The organism is Aliivibrio sp. 1S128 (assembly GCF_001691065.1).
Taxonomy (GTDB): Bacteria; Pseudomonadota; Gammaproteobacteria; order Enterobacterales; family Vibrionaceae; genus Aliivibrio.
The window spans coordinates 265,675-285,495 of the sequence record NZ_MAJV01000058.1 but is presented as its reverse complement, the minus strand read 5'-3'; the positions used below and the strand labels follow the sequence as shown (position 1 = coordinate 285,495).

The 19,821-nt window shown below is 38.9% G+C and carries 19 protein-coding genes; 7 read left to right on the top strand and 12 right to left on the bottom strand.

Annotated elements, in window-relative coordinates; translation table 11 throughout:
* The first annotated feature begins 63 nt into the window (after nucleotides 1-63).
* Entirely contained in the window at nucleotides 64-750 is a 687-nt protein-coding gene (gene aqpZ, locus A6E03_RS09050; protein WP_065600680.1) for an aquaporin Z, read from the top strand.
* A gap of 82 nt (nucleotides 751-832) precedes the next feature.
* Here the strand turns inward: aqpZ and A6E03_RS20040 are convergent, their stop codons facing one another.
* From A6E03_RS20040 to A6E03_RS09035, 4 genes are all read right to left on the bottom strand, one after another.
* The gene (locus A6E03_RS20040) at nucleotides 833-1,003 is read right to left on the bottom strand and encodes a hypothetical protein (RefSeq protein ID WP_141676968.1); all 171 of its coding nucleotides are present in this window, start codon (nucleotides 1,001-1,003) and stop codon (nucleotides 833-835) included.
* Nucleotides 1,004-1,139: 136 nt separating this feature from the next.
* Complete coding sequence (locus A6E03_RS09045; protein ID WP_065591292.1) at nucleotides 1,140-2,165, bottom strand: J domain-containing protein; 1,026 nt, start codon at nucleotides 2,163-2,165, stop codon at nucleotides 1,140-1,142.
* A 248-nt stretch (nucleotides 2,166-2,413) separates the two neighbouring features.
* Entirely contained in the window at nucleotides 2,414-4,312 is a 1,899-nt protein-coding gene (gene dnaK, locus A6E03_RS09040) for a molecular chaperone DnaK (RefSeq protein ID WP_065600679.1), read from the bottom strand.
* Nucleotides 4,313-4,526: 214 nt separating this feature from the next.
* Entirely contained in the window at nucleotides 4,527-4,946 is a 420-nt protein-coding gene (locus tag A6E03_RS09035) for an Hsp20 family protein (RefSeq protein ID WP_065591290.1), read from the bottom strand.
* Nucleotides 4,947-5,314: 368 nt separating this feature from the next.
* On the opposite strand from A6E03_RS09035, the gene A6E03_RS09030 reads away from it, so the two are divergent.
* Nucleotides 5,315-5,980, top strand: a complete 666-nt coding sequence (locus tag A6E03_RS09030) for a hypothetical protein (RefSeq protein WP_065600678.1) — start codon at nucleotides 5,315-5,317, stop codon at nucleotides 5,978-5,980.
* A 63-nt stretch (nucleotides 5,981-6,043) separates the two neighbouring features.
* Here the strand turns inward: A6E03_RS09030 and A6E03_RS09025 are convergent, their stop codons facing one another.
* From A6E03_RS09025 to A6E03_RS09010, 4 genes are all read right to left on the bottom strand, one after another.
* Nucleotides 6,044-6,565 carry a CIA30 family protein gene (locus A6E03_RS09025; RefSeq protein ID WP_065600677.1) on the bottom strand — a complete coding sequence of 174 codons (522 nt, stop codon included), beginning with the start codon at nucleotides 6,563-6,565 and terminating at the stop codon, nucleotides 6,044-6,046.
* Nucleotides 6,562-6,843 carry a DUF3081 domain-containing protein gene (locus A6E03_RS09020; protein ID WP_065600676.1) on the bottom strand — a complete coding sequence of 94 codons (282 nt, stop codon included), beginning with the start codon at nucleotides 6,841-6,843 and terminating at the stop codon, nucleotides 6,562-6,564. Before A6E03_RS09020 ends, A6E03_RS09025 begins: the two co-directional genes overlap by 4 nt.
* 167 nt (nucleotides 6,844-7,010) lie before the next feature.
* A complete protein-coding gene (locus A6E03_RS09015; RefSeq protein WP_065600675.1) occupies nucleotides 7,011-8,138 on the bottom strand; it encodes a zinc-binding dehydrogenase in 1,128 nt (375 codons plus the stop codon).
* A gap of 86 nt (nucleotides 8,139-8,224) precedes the next feature.
* Nucleotides 8,225-8,902: a glutathione S-transferase family protein gene (locus A6E03_RS09010; protein ID WP_065600674.1), complete on the bottom strand. Its 678-nt coding sequence runs from the start codon at nucleotides 8,900-8,902 to the stop codon at nucleotides 8,225-8,227.
* A gap of 376 nt (nucleotides 8,903-9,278) precedes the next feature.
* Here A6E03_RS09010 and A6E03_RS19845 point away from each other — a divergent pair, with 376 nt between their 5' ends.
* The 4 genes from A6E03_RS19845 (at nucleotide 9,279) to A6E03_RS08995 (ending at nucleotide 15,000) form a co-directional block, all read left to right on the top strand.
* Nucleotides 9,279-9,419, top strand: a complete 141-nt coding sequence (locus A6E03_RS19845; RefSeq protein WP_081092001.1) for a DUF2256 domain-containing protein — start codon at nucleotides 9,279-9,281, stop codon at nucleotides 9,417-9,419.
* Nucleotides 9,420-9,456: 37 nt separating this feature from the next.
* Nucleotides 9,457-11,028 (top strand): cryptochrome/photolyase family protein, encoded by a 1,572-nt coding sequence (locus A6E03_RS09005; RefSeq protein ID WP_065600673.1) that lies wholly within the window; start codon nucleotides 9,457-9,459, stop codon nucleotides 11,026-11,028.
* A gap of 254 nt (nucleotides 11,029-11,282) precedes the next feature.
* On the top strand, nucleotides 11,283-13,136 hold the full coding sequence (locus A6E03_RS09000) for an ATP-dependent endonuclease (protein ID WP_065600672.1): 1,854 nt from the start codon (nucleotides 11,283-11,285) through the stop codon (nucleotides 13,134-13,136).
* A gap of 7 nt (nucleotides 13,137-13,143) precedes the next feature.
* On the top strand, nucleotides 13,144-15,000 hold the full coding sequence (locus A6E03_RS08995) for a UvrD-helicase domain-containing protein (protein ID WP_065600671.1): 1,857 nt from the start codon (nucleotides 13,144-13,146) through the stop codon (nucleotides 14,998-15,000).
* 255 nt (nucleotides 15,001-15,255) lie between these two features.
* On the opposite strand, the gene A6E03_RS08990 is transcribed toward A6E03_RS08995, so the two are convergent.
* The 4 genes from A6E03_RS08990 to A6E03_RS20455 all read right to left on the bottom strand — a co-directional run bounded on the left by A6E03_RS08990 (nucleotide 15,256) and on the right by A6E03_RS20455 (nucleotide 18,879).
* Nucleotides 15,256-16,575 carry a type II toxin-antitoxin system HipA family toxin gene (locus A6E03_RS08990; protein ID WP_065600670.1) on the bottom strand — a complete coding sequence of 440 codons (1,320 nt, stop codon included), beginning with the start codon at nucleotides 16,573-16,575 and terminating at the stop codon, nucleotides 15,256-15,258.
* Complete coding sequence (gene hipB, locus A6E03_RS08985) at nucleotides 16,575-16,838, bottom strand: type II toxin-antitoxin system antitoxin HipB (RefSeq protein WP_065600669.1); 264 nt, start codon at nucleotides 16,836-16,838, stop codon at nucleotides 16,575-16,577. Before hipB ends, A6E03_RS08990 begins: the two co-directional genes overlap by 1 nt.
* Nucleotides 16,839-17,048: 210 nt before the next feature.
* Complete coding sequence (locus tag A6E03_RS08980) at nucleotides 17,049-18,533, bottom strand: carboxypeptidase M32 (RefSeq protein ID WP_065600668.1); 1,485 nt, start codon at nucleotides 18,531-18,533, stop codon at nucleotides 17,049-17,051.
* Nucleotides 18,534-18,747: 214 nt separating this feature from the next.
* The gene (locus tag A6E03_RS20455; protein ID WP_141677248.1) at nucleotides 18,748-18,879 is read right to left on the bottom strand and encodes a hypothetical protein; all 132 of its coding nucleotides are present in this window, start codon (nucleotides 18,877-18,879) and stop codon (nucleotides 18,748-18,750) included.
* A 219-nt stretch (nucleotides 18,880-19,098) separates the two neighbouring features.
* On the opposite strand from A6E03_RS20455, the gene A6E03_RS08975 reads away from it, so the two are divergent.
* Nucleotides 19,099-19,740 carry a LysE family translocator gene (locus tag A6E03_RS08975; protein WP_065600667.1) on the top strand — a complete coding sequence of 214 codons (642 nt, stop codon included), beginning with the start codon at nucleotides 19,099-19,101 and terminating at the stop codon, nucleotides 19,738-19,740.
* The last annotated feature ends 81 nt before the right edge of the window (nucleotides 19,741-19,821 follow it).

Here is a 19,821-nt window from a genome sequence, read left to right as displayed (position 1 = left end):
GAACTTGGTTCGGAATAAAAAATTAAAGCGAAATCAAGTGATAATAATTATATAGGAATCATTATGAATAAATACATGGCAGAGTTTATAGGTACATTTTGGCTAGTGCTAGGAGGGTGTGGTAGTGCCGTATTAGCCGCTGGTTTTCCTGAGCTAGGTATAGGGTTTGCCGGCGTAGCTCTGGCTTTTGGTTTAACCGTATTAACAATGGCATTTGCGATTGGACATATTTCAGGTTGTCACCTAAACCCAGCAGTATCTATCGGCCTTTGGGTTGGTGGACGCTTTGATGTAAAAGATCTCGTACCTTACATTATTTCACAAGTTTTAGGCGGGATTGCAGCAGGTGGTATCTTATATCTAATCGCAAGTGGTCAAGCTGGCTTTGATTTAGCGGGTGGTTTTGCCTCAAATGGTTTTGGTGAACATTCACCTGGTGGTTACACAATGACAGCGGCATTAATTACAGAAATTGTAATGACTGCAATGTTCTTAATTGTCATCATGGGTGCAACAGATAGCCGTGCTCCAGCAGGATTTGCACCGATTGCAATTGGTCTGTGTTTAACACTTATCCATTTAATCAGTATTCCTGTGACTAACACTTCTGTTAACCCTGCACGTAGTACAGCAGTTGCTTTGTATGCGGGTGATTGGGCTATATCTCAGCTTTGGTTATTCTGGGTAGCTCCAATTGTGGGTGCTATTATTGGTGCTTTGATCTATAAAGTAATGGCGAAAGAGTCATAATACTTAAATAACCGTTTTAGAGAATAAATAAAAATGCCGATGATTTAATTCATCGGCATTTTTTATAACCATTCTTTAACCGCTATTTTTGATTTATTTGTTCCATCTCAGCTAAATCGTATTCTCTGATATCGATTTTAGCGTAATCATTACAGCTTGAGCAGGCGTAGTACTTTGCGCCATCACAGTATTGATGCTGTAATACCATCGCTGGTTTTTTACACCAGTCGCAGTGACCTTCTAAATTAAACATATGACTTTCTCTATTTATAGTACGATGAGCTTTATATGCTAAGTTATTGTTATTACATTTTGATAACATATTTGAGTGCGAAAATTATATAGAGATGTCTTAAATTGTAAAGCGTTGCCTCTAATATTGGGAGTCATCACGGCTTTAGTTGGCGATAAGCCTTATTTATTTCAGTCAGCATCACACCGTCGGTTCCATGATCAGGGTGGTGAAGTTGAGCAAGTTTACGATATTGTCTTTTAATATCTGAAGTACTGCTTTGTACTGTAATTCCTAATAATTGATAAGGCGTAAAGTTCAGCATTGCCGGTTTTCTTGCTGAATCTAACTCAATATTTAAGCGCTTGATTGTGACCTCTTGAGCGTCCGCTCTGATCTTCAACTTCTCGTTTGTATCTTGCAGACGCTTGAATTTTTCATTTTGCAGTGATTTAGCAAAATTAGTGTGCAGTGGTGAGTTTTCTTTCGTTTGATTAATGGCTTTTTTTAATCGCAATAACAGAAAAACCAGAATAACTATCATGATAACGATAAGTAAATAACTACCAAAAGTGATCAATGCCGTTGGTTTTTCTACTTGCGTGATAATAATTGTTTTTGGTTCAGGTGTTGCTTCTGGTTCAGTAAGTTTTGCTTGAGTTGTTTCAATCTGAAATGTTTCTTCTTGGGTGATTGGAGTTTGTTCCGATTTCTGTTGTTCTTCTGCTAATGACTCCAATACTCGTTTATAGCCAAGCATCGCCTCGCCATGCCCATTATGAGACGCAATTTGATACCACAAAGAGGCATTATATAAATCGACTTTGCCAGATAAGCCGTATTCATAAATCTCACCTAAATAGAATTGAGACGGTGGGTTATTTTGCGTTGCTGCGCGAGTAAACCAATAGATGGCTTGTTTACTGTCTTGAGCTACGCCATAACCATTTTTATAGATTTGGCCAAGGTTAAATTGGGCAGTGGTGTTATCTTGGATAGCGGCTTGTTTATACCACTGAATAGCATGATCAATATTGATGGGACGATTTGTGCCTGATTCATACTCCATTGCCAGTTTTACTTGCGCACGGGCATCACCCAATTCCGCTTTTTCTTCTAAAGAATTGGCATAAGTGGTGAAACTAAAAAGTAGAGCAATAATAAGTAAAATCGAACGAACCATAAATATAAAATTATTAACAATAAAAAGACGGCAACAGTGTAGCGATAGGGGGATAGAAAAGTAAAGGTAAAAGGATAACTAAGAAGGTAGGTAAGTTAATCTCCTTAAGGTTGCCTTTATTTCTTTGGCAGTATTATCATCAAGATACGTAGCTTCTTATTTAAATCCGAGAAAAAGGGCGCATGAGTTTCCTCAATACGCCCTAAATTTACTTGTTAACGCTGATTAGTCTTAGAGTTAATGAAGTATTATTTTACCTCTTCAAACTCTGCATCTACCACATCATCTTCTTGCTTAGGTTGCGCTCCTGCGTCAGCACCTTGTTGTGCTTGCGCTTTCTGTTGAGCGATTTCCATTAGCTTTTGTGCTGCTTGCATTAGCTCTTGAGTTTTCGCATCGATTGCTTCTTTATCATCACCTGACTTAACGTCTTCTAGTGCTTTGATTGCGGCTTCGATTTTTTCTTTCTCGTCAGTGGGAAGTGCATCACCTGCTTCTTCGATTTGTTTCTTCGTACCGTGGATCATTTGATCCGCTTGGTTACGTGTTGTTACTAACTCTTCGAACTTTTTGTCCGCGTCTTTGTTCGCTTCAGCTTCTTGTACCATTGCTTCGATTTCTTCAGGAGTTAAGCCACCCGATGCTTTAATCGTGATCTTCTGTTCTTTACCTGTTGTCTTATCTTTTGCAGATACGTTTAGGATACCATCAGCATCTAGATCGAACGTTACTTCGATTTGTGCCGTACCACGCGGTGCTGCTTGAATACCTTCTAGGTTAAATTGACCTAGAGATTTATTGTATGTCGCTTGCTTACGCTCACCTTGAAGTACGTGGATTGTTACCGCACTTTGGTTATCTTCAGCCGTTGAGAACGTTTGGTCCGCTTTAGTAGGGATAGTTGTGTTCTTCTCAATTAGTTTTGTCATTACGCCACCCATCGTTTCGATACCGAAAGAGAGAGGAGTAACATCTAATAGTAGAACGTCTTTAACATCACCCGCTAGAACGCCACCTTGAACTGCAGCACCCATTGCTACTGCTTCGTCAGGATTTACATCACGACGCGCTTCTTTACCAAAGAAATCAGCCACTTTAGCTTGAACCATAGGCATACGTGTTTGACCACCAACTAGGATAACATCAGTGATGGCATCAATAGTTAAATCAGCATCGGCTAGAGCCACTTTTAGCGGTTCAAGCGTACGAATGACTAAGTCTTCAACTAGAGATTCTAGTTTTGCACGCGTCACTTTAACGTTCATGTGCTTAGGGCCAGTCGCATCAGCAGTAACGTAAGGAAGGTTTACGTCAGTTTGTTGAGCAGAAGACAGTTCAATCTTCGCTTTTTCTGCTGCTTCTTTAACACGTTGCATAGCCAGTGGATCAGTTTTAAGGTTGATACCTTGTTCTTTTTTGAACTCGTCAACTAAGAAATTGATCATACGGTTATCGAAATCTTCGCCACCTAGGTGAGTATCGCCGTTTGTTGCAAGCACTTCGAACGTTTGCTCGCCATCAACGTTGTCGATTTCAATAATAGAGATATCGAAGGTACCACCACCAAGATCGTATACTGCGATAGTGCGCTCGCCGCCTTTTTTATCTAGGCCGTAAGCCAGTGCTGCCGCTGTTGGTTCGTTGATGATACGTTTAACATCAAGACCTGCGATACGGCCTGCATCTTTCGTTGCTTGACGTTGAGCATCATTAAAGTAAGCAGGAACCGTAATTACTGCGCCAGTCACTTCTTCGCCTAGGAAATCTTCCGCTGTTTTCTTCATTTTTTTAAGAATTTCAGCAGACACTTGAGGCGCCGCCATTTTTTGGCCTCGCGCTTCAACCCAAGCATCACCGTTATCAGCTTTAACGATTTTGTACGGCATGATTTCGATATCACGTTGAACTTCTTCGTCTTCAAAACGACGGCCAATAAGACGCTTAATCGCAAACAAGGTATTTTGTGGATTAGTAATCGCTTGACGTTTAGCTGGCTGACCAACAAGTGTTTCGCCATCTGTGTAAGCAATTACCGATGCCGTTGTACGTTCGCCTTCCGCATTTTCTAAGATACGTGGTGTGTCGCCATCTAAAACAGCAACACAAGAATTCGTTGTACCTAGGTCGATACCAATGATTTTACCCATAATAATTTTTCCTTTGAATTCGCATTAGTTATTATAATGCAAATAATTTAAATTTGATGTTATTTAATAAGCGTAAACTTAGTGTGTATTTACGGGTTTACGCTATTCTCAATGAAATATGATGATGCTTATTCGCGTTAATCAATAGGTGAGGGCTGTATTTTTATAGTAAATACAATGCGTTGTTATCACCGATGAGTAACGATAATATGTGTTATTGATTGATTAAAATCTTACGCGCTTGCACGGCTTCTGGTACTTCTCGAACTAGGTCGATATGAAGTAATCCATTTTCCATGCTTGCTGCAGATACGGTTACATAATCAGCAAGTTGAAATTTTCGTTCAAAGTTGCGCTCTGCAATGCCTTGATAGACGTAAGTTGGCTTTATTTCAGATGAAGTAATTTCACCCGACACAATCAGCATATGTTCGTCTTGAGAAATTGTTAACGAATCTTCAGAGAAACCAGCAACAGCCATGGTAATACGGTAGTTGTTCTCGTCTTTCTGTTCGATGTTATAGGGTGGGTAACCAGTTTGAGATGGTTTGTTAGCGCTGTTCTCTACAAGATTAAACAGGCGATCAAAACCAATGGCATGACGGTATAGGGGAGTGAAATCGATATTACGCATAATACTATCCTTTAAAATAAGCAATAGTTCTCGACGCATTAAGCGAGGAGAAAGAACACATATTCAGAGTCAATGTAAACTCATTAATGACATATGGTTCAGGATTAAATGTTAGAAACAACGCTACTATTCTTTAATAAGTAATCAGTAGGGCGCTTCATTGTGATAACGTTTTGTTCCCTATAATAAGGCGAACCCGTTATCCATGAACTCCAAATGGCAATTCATGTAATCAATATATGCTTCCGAAACTTTGGTGTCAATACTTTGATTAGAAAATTTAATGATTATTTTTTATGGTGGGTAGTTTTTGAATGTTGATAACGTTATTGTACTTTGAAAATACTTTTAAAACGTAAGGATAATTTATGATAAGAAAAATCTTATTAGTGATTTTAACTCTTATTTTGTTAGTTGTAGCGGCTGGGATCTATCGTTTTAATTTCACTAATGATGATATTTATGTCGTGCAAACTGATGATCAAGTCGTTCCTTTTGATACAACAAATAACGTAGATCCGAAGAATAACGTCATGCTAATGTTATTTAGCTTTGATATCGATCGCTACTGGCAGATCCAATTGCCTGATTCTGAAGCGAAAGCGCCTCTAACCGATCTCAGAAAGTATGATGATCTTCATCTTGCTACAGGGAAATATCAAGATGGTGATGAGCATGGTTTAGTCAGTTTAGATTACTATAACATCACCCCTTTACATCTTGGCAATATTGACGATGAAATGGTTTTCTCTGCGCCATTTTCTGTGTCAAACCAAGGAACTGGCACTTTCTGGTATTTGGGATTATTTAACTTAAATACCAATACAGGCGAGATTGGACAAATAGACACCTTCTTTCTTGGAGACAGAATAAAAGTGAATGAATTGAAAACAGATGAACCGTTTGATGTGACTTCGAGCCTTTATGTCTCTTATTTTAAGCATGCTCAAAAACAAAGCATGGCTGAAATACCAAGTGAAAGAGTAGATCAGTACATAAAAGTATCTATTGAAGGCTTTCAGGACAAACCGTGAATGTAATGTAGATAACTGCGGTTATTAAGATGAGAGTTAGGCGTGGCGTAACTGAGGTTTAATTCATTGATTGAGTTTCGGTAACGTCTTAAATTGAATCTGGTTTAAGTTCAGCGCAAAAGGCTGTGTCTGCTTATCAGCAATTAAAAATCCGACTTGTTTGACGTCGTCAGCAACAAGTTCAGGATCATCACTAAGTAATCGCCCTCTAAAGACAGCCTGAAAGTCTGTTAAGTTAAATCCCTTTTTCTGCAGTTTTCCCTTTGTGGTGGAAAATTCATGTTTGTAGTGAATAGGGGATCCGTCTTTCCACGTTGTTAGCCTTAATTGGTATGTGCGTCCATCACCAATGCACATCAGTTCGACCGTGTTCATTTCTTTGGGTAGAGGCTCAATCGAGCGTTTTATCGAACTGAAGCCTCCATTATTGACGAGCGACAATTCACCTTGAAATTGAGACGATTTACCGTCATAGGTGAGTCGTCCCATTGACATTCCGCCCATCACGTTGTCATTTATCGTTAACCACTTTTGATGCTCAGTAGGTTTTGTAAAATCAATCCTGTGTATTGCCCGTTCATTCATGCCGAATCCTTTTTATCACAATGATTTGCTGTAATTATGGCTAAGCATTGCTTGGTGAAATACGAATAATTTGATGATTTGTCGAATTCTATTTTAAGTGAGCCATGAAACATTAGCGTGACGATAACATCCTTATAACCAAGCCAGCAGGTATAACCATCATAATCGTGCCATGCAGATATATCGTCTAAGTGATACTTAGTATTCTGTAGATCGCCAGATGAACGAACGCAATCGAATACTCTGAGAAACTCTTTGGTTGTAAGTCTGCTGTCCATAGGCAACTCCTGTTTCGTATGTGATGGGAACAATAGGTTGTCCTAAACTAACTACGATTGAGCTCCACATTTAGATCACCAAGAGTATGTAGGTTGCTAATAAAAAAATGGATGCAGTCTAATCAACGGCATCCATTACTATTTAAAATTACAGGTACGTATTTAGGCTATTTCTGAGGCGTAATTAAGTACTTTTCACCTGTCGCTTGTTTAGAATAAGCGGCTAATGATTGTAATTTTAATACCTCTGCTAGAGACACTTCATGCGTGTAATGGCTAGCAAATGTGGTGGTGATTTCATCAGCAACACGTTTACGCATTGCAATGACAGTTTCAGTTCCTAGTTTACCTAACGCATTGAATAATAAGAAACCATTAACACCCCAAGCAAAACCGAAGTTACGATTCAACGTAATAGGACCACGATTTAATGCACCATAAATATACACTTGCTTGAAAGTGTCAGAGCCATAAACGCTGTGCTCTTTCATATCACGAGCCGCAGCAACTTCCATGCAGTTAAGAATGTCACTGGTTAATTGACCGCCACCAATTGGGTCAAACGCAATTGTTGCTCCGGTTTCAATAATCGCCGCCGTTAAATCGGCAAGGAAAGTCTCACTGCTTGAGTTAACAACATACTTTGCGCCCATGTCACGTAATAGCGTTTCTTGTTCTTCTTTACGTACAATGTTAATTAAATCGACGCCATCGGCAATACAAATACGGTTTAACATTTGACCAAGATTAGACGCAGCAGCGGCATGGATGATGGCTTTATGACCTTCTGCACGCATTGTTGCAACCATTGCTAATGCAGTAAGCGGGTTAACAAAAGACGAGGCACCTTCTTTCGCTGTCGTACCTTCTTTTAGTTCTAAGCAGCTTTTCACATTCGCGCAGAGAAACTGACGGTAAGTTCCGCCGCCAATTACCGCAACGGTTTTACCCATTAACGCTTGTGCTGCAGGTGATGATCCCGCAGCTATAACGGTTCCTGCGCCTTCATTTCCAACAGGAATTGCTTTTCCTACGCGAACTTTAACTGCTGGCATAAATTGAGCAGGGATATCAGCCGTAATCGCTGGTTTATTTTCAGAGCCTGATTGTGCTGCAGTTGTCATATCAGCAGCACTGAACATTACTGCTAAGTCAGATGGATTTAATGGTGCTGCTTCAATACGAATAACAACTTCATCGGCATTAGGTTGTGGCATGTCGATGTCTTGCAAGGAAAGCGTTAGTTTATTGTCTTCGCTGATTGTTGAAATAAGTTGAATATTTGTATTTGTCATAGGGTTTCTCCAGAAAATAGTTACATTTTTTGAGCCAATAACAGTAGTGTGTTGGCATATTTTATTCGTTGTTTTATGACCAAGTGTTATTTAATTTTCGCTGCTTTAGCCTGAGCTTTTATCTTTTGGGTAAACTCGGGCATGTTTGTTTGACGATCTGTTTCTATGCTTTTAGCAATGGCTGATTGACTCATTGTATTGTTCCATTCTTTCATTCCTGGCACCTCTGCAAGTATGTCCCAATCAAGTTGGCTAGAGCCAAACGTGTTAACAATTGTGTTTACGTAATAAACGTAAATATCAGCCATCGTTAACTGTTCTCCTGCGACCCAAGGTGAAAACTTGCACAACCTATTTAAAGCTGAGATCCCACGATGTAATACTTGGCGTACCTCTGCTTTTGTTGATTCTGGAACTTCAGTACCTAACAATACATAAGGTATAAATCGTCTACTTGGCAGTTCAAAATACAATTCTGCTATCTTCATAATTTGGCGTACAACCGCACGTTCACCTGTGTTTTCAGGATACAGAGGTATTGAAGGGTACGTCTCTTCGATAAAGTCACAAATGACACTCGACTCTGAAATATGAAGGCCATCATTCATCGTGATAACAGGTACTTTTCCAGCCGGACTTATTGCGAGTAACTCGTCGCTACCACCGTAAATCAGGTTTTCTTGAAAGGGCAGTTGTTTGTATAGCAGTACATGTTTAATCAAGTTGTAATAGTTACTAGCCGCGAAACCGTGCAAAGTAATCATAAATCAGTTTCCCATCATTTAATGTGAAGGTTGTAATCGTTAAGTTAAACATATTATTACCTGTTTTAATCCGGTTATATATAAGGAAAAATGCGAATCACTATTGTCTTTTAAACAATAGTTGAAGGGGGTAGAAAGAGGGGGCGAGTGGAATTTGAGCTGTGATTCGGTTGTTTTGTGAACCATTGCGCTCCCTTTTACGTAATTATCTTAGTACATTTAATATTGAAAAACAGACCCAGCAATATGATCCAGATGGTCACTACACTAACAAGTGGCAAGCCGAAGAATAAGGATTACTCATAAGGTCGAGCCTTAATCTCAAGGACTAATGGGTTAGGGCGTTATCACGACAGATTAGATCAGGCATAAAACGATGAAAAAATCACAGTTACCAGAGAAGATATGCGTCGTTTGTCAAAGACCATTCAGTTGGAGAAAGAAATGGGAGCGAGATTGGCCTATGGTTAAATATTGTTCTAAGCGTTGTCGGTCTTTACGACATCAAAGTGAATAATAAATTTACAAACAATGGCTTAAGATAAAGGATGATTATGGACGACACAGCTGACCGATTACGACTCATTTTAGGTGACCAATTAAATGCCAGTCATTCATGGTTTCAACACACTGATCCACAAACGATTTACGTGATTGCAGAAATGCATCAAGAAGCGGCCTATGTAAAACACCATGTTCAAAAAGTATGTGCTTTTTTTGCTGCGATGACCCAGTTTGCAACCGCATTAGAAAGTGCAGGGCATCGAGTGATGCACTTAACCTTGGACGATACGAAGCCATTTGAAAAAATAGACGATCTATTAAATCACCTTATTGCTAAACACCATATTACTCATTTTGAATACCAACTCCCTGACGAATATCGTTTACGTAATATGTTAGATAAATATTGTTTTTCGTTAGCAATATCTTCCCAAGCTTATGAAAGCGAACATTTCTTTCTCTCTGAAGCGCAAATTGAAAAAGACTTTAAGCCAGAACACCATCACCGTATGGAAGCCTTCTACCGTAAGATGAGAAAGCGCTTTAATATTCTGATGGAAGAGGGGGAACCCGTTGCAGGGAAGTGGAACTTTGACAGCGCAAATCAAAACAAATTAAAGCGTACTGAATTTGATAGTGTGCCTACGCCTTTACTATTTGCTAACGATGTCTCTGATATTCTTGAGCGTTTAGGACGTCATAATGTGACGATGATTGGACAAGCGAATAATCAACTATTGTGGCCAGTAAATCGGCAGCAGGCGAATGAGTTATTGGTGTTTTTCTGTCGCTATTGCTTACCGTTGTTTGGGAAGTTTCAAGATGCAATGACATGTAAGCTTGATGATATGCTAACGCAAAAGCAATGGAGTTTGTTTCATAGCCGTTTATCCTTTGCTCTCAATGCAAAAATACTCAGTCCTATGCAAGTGATTGATGCTGCTATTACGGAGTTTAATCAACGCCCAGATGCCATAGATATTGCTCAGATAGAAGGTTTTGTACGTCAAATTCTAGGGTGGAGAGAGTTTGTACGTGGGATCTACTGGCGCAATATGCCTGATTACCAAAACCTAAATGCACTTGAAGCGTCATTATCATTACCAAGTTGGTTTTGGACAGGAAAAAAAAAAATGAACTGTATGCATCATGCAATACAACAGTCTCTTGATTTCGCCTACGCACACCATATTCAACGTTTGATGATAACCGGTAATTTTTGCTTATTAACAGGCATTAAACCTGACGAAGTAGATGAGTGGTATTTAGGGATTTATATTGATGCAATTGAGTGGGTTGAAATGCCAAATACGCGGGGCATGAGCCAGTTTGTAGACGGTGGTATTGTGGCCTCTAAGGTTTACGCTGCCAGTGGTAACTACGTGAATAAAATGAGTGACTATTGTCCTGACTGTCACTACAACGTAAAGCAGGTGAGTGAAGAGACAGCGTGTCCATTAAATGCGCTATATTGGCACTTTATGCATACACATATTGAGGCGTTTAATAATAATCCACGCACCAGAATGGTCTATGCAAATTGGCAGAAAAAATCAGAAGAGCAGCAGCAAGTTATTTTAGATAGAGCGGAGCAGTTGTTGTTGAATATTGAGGAGTTGTAGGTTTATTCATTAAAATTTTGTGTAATGTGACTTGTTATTGGCCCATTGTTAGTTAGAGTTTAACTCATTCATCATTTATTTATGTAGACTTTATCAATACTACTACTTATGTGAGAAGTTGTCTGTTCTCTTCAAATCCACTAGTGATTTTTACGTGTATTTACTCATATAACCACATAATAAACAGGATATTAGCGTAGTTATGGGTTAGCATACTTGAACATTCATCGGTTTATTGGTTCGGTCAACAAATTATGTATTTATCAGAATTGAAAGCACAACATTTCAGACAGTTTGAAGATTTTTCTATGGCATTCAACAAGGGGCTAAATTTACTTGTTGGTGAAAATAATGCGGGTAAAAGCTCTGTTATCGATGCAATCCGACTCGTCCTTGATACAACTTCTGCTGAGTGGGTTAACCTGAAGAGTACAGACTTCCTAAATGGCAAAAATGAGTTACAAATTCAGTTGAAGTTTGAGGACTTATCCCTACGCGAGTCAGGCTTGTTTTTAGAACATTTAACAAATGAAGAAGTAACCCCTGGAGTTGATAAATCCACTCTATTCATAACTCTTTCAGCAAAACTCGCACCAAACCCTTTCAAAAAATCTCAATTTATAAAGACCGAAATCCGTTCTGGTATCAATAATGATGGCCCTATAATTGAAAGGGACGTTCGTGAGTACCTAGCTGCTACTTATTTAAAACCTCTACGTGATGCCGAAGCTGAACTCTCAGCTGGACGCTCGTCTAGGCTATCTCAAATTTTAGGAAGTAACACCAGTTTAGCTGGGGATACGAGCGCAACTCAGCGTATTATTGAACTACTTACTGAAGCAAGTAAGGAAATTCAGTCAGACGCAGCAATCCAAACTGCGCAAGACAATATAGCTACCCTGTTGAACTCTTTAACATTCAAAGCGAATGTATTTGCGCCAGTCTTAAGCTTGTTAGGAAGCAAGGACTACGCAGACATGAGCGAATCAGAAAAATCATTCGCTCTTAAATCCATTTTAGAAAAACTAACTCTCGAACTCGATGCTTCAGGTATTAAGCACGGATTGGGTTATAGCAGCCTGTTATTTATGGCTACCGAGCTAATGCTAATAAAGCAAGAGGAAGATCAATACCCTCTGTTGCTAGTAGAAGAGCCTGAAGCTCACCTTCACCCTCAGTTACAGTTGAAGTTTATTAATTATCTTCGGATTGAAAATAGCCAACTACAATGCATTTTATCCACCCACAGTCCCGTACTTGCATCAAAAGCTCCCTTAGAGAGCTTAATTCTAATGCAAGAAGGCCAAGCTTTCCCTCTAAGAAAGGGATGCACAGCACTCGAAGACGAAGATTATGTTTTCCTTGAGAAATTTTTGGATTCCACAAAGGCAAATATGTTTTTTGCAAAAGGTGTATTGTTAGTTGAAGGGGTTGCAGAGGTGGTGTTAATCCCCAAAATAGCGGAATTACTTGGACGGCCTTTAGAAGACTATGGAGTGTCGCTAGTAAGCGTAAATGGTTTATCAAGGAAGCGCTACGCTAAGGCTTATCGATCCAGCTCTACCTCAGTAAATCCACAACCATTACCTATCAAGGTAGCTTGTATCACTGATTTAGATTTGTGGCCAAATGAAGCCGAAGATACTGGTGATAATGAATATGGTTTTAAAACCAAAAAGCAGCCAAAACCAAGTGGTAAAGGCGGAAACTTGAAGTATTGGCTTAATGAACTCAGCCCTGCCGAAATAGATGTAAAAAGAGCTAAGAAGTCCGAGTTTGATGGAGAGCTAGTTAAAACGTTTATATCTAATGACTGGACATTTGAGTTCTGCCTTGCAAAGTACGGACTGAGCGAAGAGCTATACCAAGCGATAAATAACAGCATGGATGGCTACGACGCACTAAATACTGACGCACAAATAAGAGCTGTCCAGTTGTATGGCGTTATCGAAGGTAAAGGAGATGGGAAAAGTGAAGTTAGCTATTCACTGGCTAATATTCTATCTAGGTATAAAGATCGTCCTCTAGATTTAAAAGCAAAGTTACCATCCTATATTGTTGATGCGATTGAGTATGTAACAGAACCATTTCCTGTAGAAATGGAGTAGCAACAAGATGATTGAGATTAATGATACAGATATCACCATGATTGAAAGAGATCTAGGTGTAAGGTTTGATGCTACAAGAAAACAGATAATCAAAACATTTAATGACGTGCAGGCCTGCCCTGGTAGTGGCAAGACAACAATGGTTGCAGCCAAGCTTCTCATCATTGCCAAAAAGTGGAAACAAACGCATCAAGGGGTATGTGTACTAACTCATACTAATGTGGCTAAGGGTGAAATAACCGACCTCCTTAAGCGGAGTATTGATGGTCAAAAGCTACTGTCATACCCTCACTTTATTGGAACAATTCAAGAGTTTGTTAATAAATTTCTTGCGATACCATACCTGCGTTCAATGGACTATACCGTAAATCAAGTTGACGATGAAATATGCTGTACTAAAGGGTGGCACATTCTCTCTAGAGGGACTAGAAGCTACCTAGAACGAAATCACATATCATCATTGCAAGATCTGCAATATCAGTTCATCGATGGTGAACTGATATTATCCGTGCCTGGCTTTAAAAGAACCTCAACATCACCAAGCTACCAGAATTTAGAGTCTGTTAAACATAGTTTAATCAGTAATGGGTACTTCTATTACCATGAAATGTATGCGTTTGCTAAGAAGTACATTTTAAAAAATTCATCGATTAAAGGTGCACTTAGATCTCGCTTCCCTGCTGTATTTATTGATGAAATGCAAGATACCCAAAGATTCCAAGATGAATTGCTAAACGATATATTCCAGCATGAGACTGTAAGCTTCCAAAGATTTGGTGACCCTGACCAAGCTATTTATAGTGGCGGGGAAGAGGGAAATCAAACTTACAATCAAATTACCTTAGAGAAAGTCGAAGACAGTCACCGCTTTAACCATTCAGTTGCGCTGCTGGCAAAAAATTTAAGTTACAACCGTATCAATCTGAACTCAGATACAGCGGCACCAGAACAAACCTTACACACAATTTTTTTGGTTGATGAGAACTCACGAAGTAACGTTTTCGATAGGTTTGCAGAATTGTGTTCACAAGCAATCCCCGAAGGCTGTAAAAGACCAATTAAAACGGTTGGTGCCGTTGGTGTTAGAAAGGATGATGGATTAACCATTTGTAACTATCTCGACTCATTTGATAAGAGCAACTCAACAAATGCGTTTAAACCAAGCAAACTTATTCATTACTTTTATGAAGCGAGTCGCCTAAAAGGTGGGCATCAAGCATATCGTCTAATCCTTGATGGGATGGTTAGATGCGGTCGAATATCTAATTCTAAACTATCACACCAGGATGGTACTCAGTCTGGGTACTCAACCACATATATACGTAAATACTTGAGAGAATCGGGTTTAATTATTGATTTCAATGTCCAGATTAAGTCATTGATTGAAAATGACATAACAGAGGGTACATGGAACCAATCAGTCACTACTTTGTTCAGTTATTTGAACTTGCATAACTTGACCCAAATTCAAGAATTTATCTGTTTTGAAGGTAATAGGCCCCTCGTAGATACTGTTAACAATGTCAGCGCTAACAAGGTTTATACAGACGTTGCAGGCCGAATAATCGAAAATGAAGTGGCAACAATTCATGCAGTTAAAGGTGAGACACATGCAGCCACACTGGTCTTGGAAACAAAATTCCGTTCAAATGATTTAAAGTTATTAATTGACTATATTCTTGCTGAAAACAATATGAAACCAAGAGCTGCTACAAAAATCAAGTTCATGAAGCAATTATATGTCGCCTTCTCAAGGCCTGAGCACTTGCTTTGCTTAGCTATGGATAAATCAGGGTTTCCTCCAGAGCATATTGGGAAGCAGGATTACGCAGGCTGGAAAATTTGTGACCTTACAATGGTGTAAATTTTTCTTAATTCTAGGCGGACGAGTTAGAGATTTGTAACTAACTCGTTTGTGTCCAAAAACAAGTTACCTAACTAGAAAAATGGATGCAGCTAATACCTGCACCCATTTTTGATCACTCAAAGCTATAAATAAACTTTTAGCTCTTACCTCAAACAATACTTTTTTAAATGTATTCTAAAGAAGCTTACATTAATCATAGTTGACCGAGATATTCTCTGATTATTGAATGAAGATAGATCTTAAATCACCGTCCTACAAAACCTTATTCAAGCGGATTTTACTTATCATTCTCAATGCATTACTGAATATGCTGTCAGAGATACTTTTTGGAAAATCGTTTGGTAATTCTGCTTCTAATTCCTTAATGGCCTTAGGCATATCAACTGCAAATTCCTTTATTATCTCTTCCATTCTCGCAGTATCAAATCCAACAGATTTAGCCGTATCAATAAAATGACGAGTGTATATTTTATCAATAGGATATTTCTTTCCTTTCGATGCTATTAGTCCCATTGCCAGTTTTAGTGAGCGGATATTCATCCCTTTACCACCTAAGATTGGGTAGGCGGATAAAATGTCATAAAAGGGCGTAAGGTGATAACTGCCTTGTGCATTAATAAAAATGGAGAAGTTTTTTGCGTGTCCATCTGTTGCACCAATTAACCATTGAAATACCTGAAATCGCATAAAAGTATCACGATCTTTTAGTGATTGGCTTGAGCCCATAAGAAGATCCATAATGGTTTTTATACTTGGGCCTCCATCAGCTTCATATTTGATTGATGAGGGCAATCCAAATGCTTGGCACATATCTTCTTGCGGCAATCTTAATAGCTTGGTGTTATTTTTAATCCATCTTCTATCAAATCGTTCTACAGCAATGGCTTTTATTCCATCACAATGAAGTATTTCAACATTAGGTACATTGAATCCTAACTTCTTCGCTAATTGGATGCACAGGTATTCATTTTCTACACTATCACTCATATCGAGAGTGGTATTAGGTTGTTGAATTTTTCCAATGGGTAATTTGATTATATGCGTTGTTGGGGTAGATGCTTTCGGTATGCACCATTCATCATTTATTTTGAGTAACGCTGTTTTTTCTTGTGCTCCGGCAACCGAAATTCGAAAGTCTGATTCATCTTCTAGCATTCCTAATGGAATATTGGATTGATAGGCTGAGAGTACTTGTTTGAGCCGTGCTGGAGTTAAAACATCATAATCCAGTTGTTTGGTATTTGGTTCTTCATCGTTAGTTAATAAAGAAATAGCACCGACGCTGTCTTTACCAACTTCATGAAGTAAATCGAATGTTTGACGAGATTTAGCTTGGTATCTGGCAACGATGCGATCTCTGACTTCTGATAAATCAGGTAATAGGTTGTCGAAGTAATTAATAACGCAATCACTGGTTATCTTTGGATATTGTAGGGGGAGGGATAATGACAGAGGTCTTCCTACCGTGCTTTCAATCCATGATTTATCGTATTGAAACTGGTGCGCACCGTTACTGAGTTTAGTAAATTCTCCAACACGCTCACCATTCATGTATGCAATTAATACAGCCATTACCATGCCTCATCGTCTAGATTATTATCGAGACTCGTTGGCACTTGCTCTTGAATAATGCAATGAACTTCTAACGCATGAAGGATCTTAAAGAGCGTCTGTAACTGAGTAGTTTCAGGATGATTCTCAAAGCTAGATAGGGTGGATTGTTTTACACCAACTTTTTTAGCAAGATCTGTTTGAGTCAAATTGTGTTTGGTTCTAATAAGCTTTAAGTGGTTAGCTAATTGTTTTGGATTATAAATCATCATACACCCCATCATATTATGTGATATCCCCGATAGAGAATAATCAATAATATATACCCGACCGGGGATAAGTCAATGTATATCCCCGATCGAGGATAAAGTTGGTTTTATCCCTTGTCGGGGGTAAAGTGATATTTAAAAACCAAATACAAAAAATGGATGCAGCTAAAACTACATCCATTTTCTTAATTACTTAGAGTAAAGTGGCGAATTAACGTCTAGCTCTTATCCCAAGTAACGCTTCTCTAAATGGGCTTTAAAGAAACTCGCATTCAACACATCACCCGTCGCTTGCTTCACTAATTCATCGGTTGAAAATAGGGATGCTTTACTCCAGATATTGTCTGAAAGCCAAGTGAAAATAGGGCTTAAATCACCGTTTGATGTGGCTTTCTCTACATCTACAGTCTGCTTCATTGCTGCCATAAACTGAGCTGCGTACATTGCACCTAATGTGTAACTTGGGAAGTAACCAAAGCTGCCGTCTGTCCAGTGAATGTCTTGCATGCAACCGTTTTTGTAATTGTCCTTAGTTGATAAACCTAAGTACTGCTGCATTTTTGCATCCCATAATTCAGGGATATCTGTGTATTCGATTTTGCCGTTCATTAAGTCACGTTCAATCTCATAACGAAGGATAACGTGAGCAGGGTAAGTGGCTTCATCAGCATCGACACGGATAAAATCTGGGTTTACTCGCGTATAGATTTTTTGCAGGTTACTTGATTCAATGATTTTTGGATCAGCTTGAGTAAAGTGTTTAGCAACTAAAGGAGACAGTTGAGCAATAAACTCTTGGCTGCGGCCTAATTGCATCTCAAAAAACAGGCTTTGAGATTCATGAATACCCATCGAACGAGCTTGTCCTACTGGTAGCCCTGCAAACGCTTTTGGTAACCCTTGCTCATAACGTGCATGACCCGTTTCATGTACCGTACCCATTAATGATTGCACAAAATCGCTGTCATCGTAACGCGTGGTAATACGAACATCGGTAGGAACACCGCCACAGAAAGGGTGCATGCTGACATCAAGACGACCATGGTCAAAATCAAAATTCAGAAACTTCATTACATCCAAACTTAATTGACGCTGTTGCTCTGTCGGATAGTGGCCTTCAGGTAAATGAATAGACTCTGTCGCTTGTTTTTCTTGGATCTGTTGGATAAGTGTTGGCAGCCATGTTTTTACGTTATCAAAAACCACATCAAGTTTGGCGGTGGTGGTTCCTGGTTCGTATAAATCAAGCATGGCATCGTAAGGTGTTAATCCTGTGATGTCTGCGCGGATCTGAGCTTCTTCTTTTGAAAGAGCGACTACTTCTGCAAAGTTCTTACTGAATCCAGCCCAATCATTCTCACCACGTTGAGTACGCCACGCATGTTCACATTTAGAGCCGGCAAGAGATTGTGCTTCGACTAAAGCTTCTGGCAAGGCTGTGGTTTGTTGCCATTGAGATTTCATTTCACGCAGGCTGGCTTGCTCATTAGTCGATAAAGACTCTGATTCTGCTTTATCAAACCATTCAGCTAACTGTGGGGCATTACCAAGTTGATGTAGATGAACAGACAGCTCAGCCATGGCTTCTGATCTTGCTTCATTACCACCAGATGGCATTACTGCTGCTTGGTCCCATCCACAAATCGAACCTAAATGCTCGAATCGAGAAATTTTTAAACTATGTTCAACCAATTTTTGATAATGACTCATGGATATTCCTTCATTATGATTTTTTATTCGTGTTTTCATTGTTGATCGGTTTTGCTTAGAAAGGAATGCTTGATGTATTTATAACGCAGTTTTTAAGACATAACGGCTCACTAATATCCATGGTGAACTATTTTACGAATATTATTTTTCTCAAATTGCAGATAAAAAATACCCCGCCGTGAGCGAGGTAATAAATTTTTTTTAAAGTAGGATCTTAGCTGATTTTTACTGGCCAGCCATAAGAACGATATTCTTCTGCTAATGTGTTCGCAACGTCACTAGATACGATTGCTGAAATCCAGTTGCCAAAGCCCATTACTTGATATTCAAATGTTACGTGATTCATTATTTTTCTCCCCCGATTGATGCGCGTACTTTATCGGGCTTTGTTCTTAATAACTTTCGTATTAGGGTCAAATGGTTTGATATTTTGGCTATTTTATATAAATACGGTAAATAGATTAAATATCGGAAATGAATAGAGTAAATGTTCGATTTTATAAGTTGATTGAAATTAAGTAGTAATTATAAGAAAAGGAGATATATTAATGAAATTCACAATTAAATGGATATTCACGTGATTCTAGATTTTTGGGCATTTTTTATTGCCATTGTACTGTTAACTATGACGCCAGGGTTGGATACAGCTTTGGTGATCCGCAATACCACGCGTGGTGGTTGGAAAGATGGCATCACCTGCAGTTTGGGTATTTGCTGTGGTTTATTTGTTCATGCCACTATGTCGGCGATTGGTTTATCGGTATTGCTAGTAAGCTCTGCGGAGTTATTTACCGTAATAAAGACGATAGGGGCTGCGTACCTGATTTGGTTAGGCATCCAATCAATTAGAAGTACGTTTAACCAACGAAAACCAACAACTGAAGTAAAAGCGATAAAAGGAAAGAAAGAATCGTTAACCTTGTCTTTTAAAGAAGGCTTTTTATCTAATATATTAAATCCTAAAACAGCGGTGTTTTATTTGGCGTTGTTACCGCAATTTATTAATCCTGAATACAATGCATTTATTCAATCATTGTTGATGGCAAGTGTGCATTTTATCGTTGCTATGTTTTGGCAAGGTGGAATTGCATTGCTGGTTGAAAAAGCACAGGAATTAATGTCGAGCGAGAAAATGACTCATCGAATAGAAAGGGTTACAGGCAGCGTGCTTATTTTGTTGGGTGTGAATTTATTAGTATCTAAGTAGGTTGTAAAAATAAGAATGCTATATCTGATAGTTTAAATCAGAGGTATAGCATTCTTTTTGGTTAACTTATTAAAACCGATA